Source organism: Cupriavidus oxalaticus (genome assembly GCF_038900635.1).
Lineage (GTDB): Bacteria > Pseudomonadota > Gammaproteobacteria > Burkholderiales > Burkholderiaceae > Cupriavidus > Cupriavidus oxalaticus_B.
Map to the genome: position 1 here is coordinate 1 of NZ_JAYMRX010000058.1, position 3,009 is coordinate 3,009.

Below are 3,009 nucleotides of genomic sequence, written 5' to 3' on the forward strand. Positions count from 1 at the left end.
ATCTACTAAGAAGCGCTAAACAGCCTGAGCTATGGGGCTGACTTGACACCCGAGGTCAGCGAGGCGTTTGAGCAGGCGGCGGATGGTCTTCTCGGCATAATGGCGGTCGAAGTAGTCGGGGCCAAGATCGGCGTACTCAACGCCATCCCGGAGCATGTGGTAAGCGGCGGTGAGCATGGAAGCGGCCACCGCGAGAATGGCTTTCTTGGCGCCGCGCCGGGCTTTGATGCGCAGGAACTGAGCCTGAAGGTAGCTGGTTTTGACGCGTACGGCAGCCCAGGCCGCGGTCACCAGAGCGGTCTTGAGCCAGGTGCCACTCTTGCGCACCCGGGTACTGCGCCGCTTGCCAGCGCTCTCGTCGCTGCGCGGGCACAGGCCCGCCCAGGAGATAAGGTGGCCGGCATCGGCAAAGCGCGTCATGTCGACGCCGATCTCCGCCAACAGGACCTGCGCGGTCAAGTTGCTAACCCCGGGGATCGTGGTCAGCAGGCGGGCGCGCTGTCGGATCGGCGCCAGCGCTTTTCCCACGACGGCATCGAGCTCGGCGAGCGTGTGCTCCAGGGCACCAATGATATCGAGGTGCAGCTTGAGCATCGTGCGATGGTGTTCGGTAATGTGGCCGCGCAGCGCCTCGCGCAATTCCGCGTGCTTTTTTCGGGCGTTGCCTTGGGCAAGGGCCGCAAGCCGCTCGGGATCGGCCTCGCCGCTGACAATGGCCTTGAGCATGGCCCGGCCGCTGTGTCCCAGCACGTCCGAGAGCACACTGCCGAGCTTGAGGTTGGCGTCTTCGAGCACTTTCTGGATACGCAGGCTGTGCTGGGAGATCTCGCGCACGAGTTGCTTGCGGGTGCGCGTGAGATCGCGCAACTCCTGGATGGCCGCTGGCGGCACAAAGCTCGACCGGATCAAGCCATGGGCGAGCAGATCGGCAATCCACATCGCGTCGTTGACGTCGGTCTTGCGCCCAGGCACGTTGCGGATGTGCTGGGCGTTGGCCAGCACCAATTCGAAGTTGCCCTCGAGGATGTGCCACACCGGCTTCCAGTACACTCCAGTGGCTTCCATGGCTACGTGGGTGCAGCCGTGCAGCGCCAGCCAGTCGGCCAGCGACAGCAAGCCGGCGGTGGTGCTGTCAAAGCTGCGCACTTCCTGATGCATAGGCGCCGAGACGCAGCGCACACAGGCCACAATGGTGTCCTTGTGTACGTCGAGCCCGGCACAGCGGGGATAGAGTACTTGCATGGAGCCTCCTGCCAGAGTCAACGGCATCGGCAGCAGCCCTCGTCGTCGAAATCTACTAGGCGCGTTCCGGGGTGTCACCACCCATGGTCGCAATTCGGGGTGCTCGCAGGGCTGCGGGTCCAACTATTGAACGGGCTCAGGGCACCAAGGATGAGCCGACCTCGTTGCCGATACCAGATGGCATCTTATGCCGATCCAATCGCAAGTCACCAACCGCAAGCGCGCTTCATCCTTCGGGGTCGGGCGCGCCCGATGCACAACTACTAAGAAGCGCTAAACAGCCTGAGCTATGGGGCTGACTTGACACCCGAGGTCAGCGAGGCGTTTGAGCAGGCGGCGGATGGTCTTCTCGGCATAATGGCGGTCGAAGTAGTCGGGGCCAAGATCGGCGTACTCAACGCCATCCCGGAGCATGTGGTAAGCGGCGGTGAGCATGGAAGCGGCCACCGCGAGAATGGCTTTCTTGGCGCCGCGCCGGGCTTTGATGCGCAGGAACTGAGCCTGAAGGTAGCTGGTTTTGACGCGTACGGCAGCCCAGGCCGCGGTCACCAGAGCGGTCTTGAGCCAGGTGCCACTCTTGCGCACCCGGGTACTGCGCCGCTTGCCAGCGCTCTCGTCGCTGCGCGGGCACAGGCCCGCCCAGGAGATAAGGTGGCCGGCATCGGCAAAGCGCGTCATGTCGACGCCGATCTCCGCCAACAGGACCTGCGCGGTCAAGTTGCTAACCCCGGGGATCGTGGTCAGCAGGCGGGCGCGCTGTCGGATCGGCGCCAGCGCTTTTCCCACGACGGCATCGAGCTCGGCGAGCGTGTGCTCCAGGGCACCAATGATATCGAGGTGCAGCTTGAGCATCGTGCGATGGTGTTCGGTAATGTGGCCGCGCAGCGCCTCGCGCAATTCCGCGTGCTTTTTTCGGGCGTTGCCTTGGGCAAGGGCCGCAAGCCGCTCGGGATCGGCCTCGCCGCTGACAATGGCCTTGAGCATGGCCCGGCCGCTGTGTCCCAGCACGTCCGAGAGCACACTGCCGAGCTTGAGGTTGGCGTCTTCGAGCACTTTCTGGATACGCAGGCTGTGCTGGGAGATCTCGCGCACGAGTTGCTTGCGGGTGCGCGTGAGATCGCGCAACTCCTGGATGGCCGCTGGCGGCACAAAGCTCGACCGGATCAAGCCATGGGCGAGCAGATCGGCAATCCACATCGCGTCGTTGACGTCGGTCTTGCGCCCAGGCACGTTGCGGATGTGCTGGGCGTTGGCCAGCACCAATTCGAAGTTGCCCTCGAGGATGTGCCACACCGGCTTCCAGTACACTCCAGTGGCTTCCATGGCTACGTGGGTGCAGCCGTGCAGCGCCAGCCAGTCGGCCAGCGACAGCAAGCCGGCGGTGGTGCTGTCAAAGCTGCGCACTTCCTGATGCATAGGCGCCGAGACGCAGCGCACACAGGCCACAATGGTGTCCTTGTGTACGTCGAGCCCGGCACAGCGGGGATAGAGTACTTGCATGGAGCCTCCTGCCAGAGTCAACGGCATCGGCAGCAGCCCTCGTCGTCGAAATCTACTAGGCGCGTTCCGGGGTGTCACCACCCATGGTCGCAATTCGGGGTGCTCGCAGGGCTGCGGGTCCAACTATTGAACGGGCTCAGGGCACCAAGGATGAGCCGACCTCGTTGCCGATACCAGATGGCATCTTATGCCGATCCAATCGCAAGTCACCAACCGCAAGCGCGCTTCATCCTTCGGGGTCGGGCGCGCCCGATGCACAACTATTGA

At 63.7% G+C, this 3,009-nt stretch carries 2 protein-coding genes; both read right to left on the minus strand.

The window, feature by feature from the left end; all coding sequences use genetic code 11:
- Positions 1–15: 15 nt before the first annotated feature.
- On the minus strand, positions 16–1,242 hold the full coding sequence (locus VSR71_RS34880; RefSeq protein ID WP_342917895.1) for an IS110 family transposase: 1,227 nt from the start codon (positions 1,240–1,242) through the stop codon (positions 16–18).
- Between the two features lie 273 nt (positions 1,243–1,515).
- A complete protein-coding gene (locus tag VSR71_RS34885) occupies positions 1,516–2,742 on the minus strand; it encodes an IS110 family transposase (RefSeq protein ID WP_342917895.1) in 1,227 nt (408 codons plus the stop codon).
- Positions 2,743–3,009: the final 267 nt, after the last annotated feature.

Excerpts from the sequence above, each read along its gene's own strand:
- VSR71_RS34880 (WP_342917895.1), bottom strand. The coding sequence starts at position 1,242 with ATGCAAGTACTCTATCCCCGCTGTGCCGGGCTCGACGTACACAAGGAC.
- VSR71_RS34885 (WP_342917895.1), bottom strand. The coding sequence starts at position 2,742 with ATGCAAGTACTCTATCCCCGCTGTGCCGGGCTCGACGTACACAAGGAC.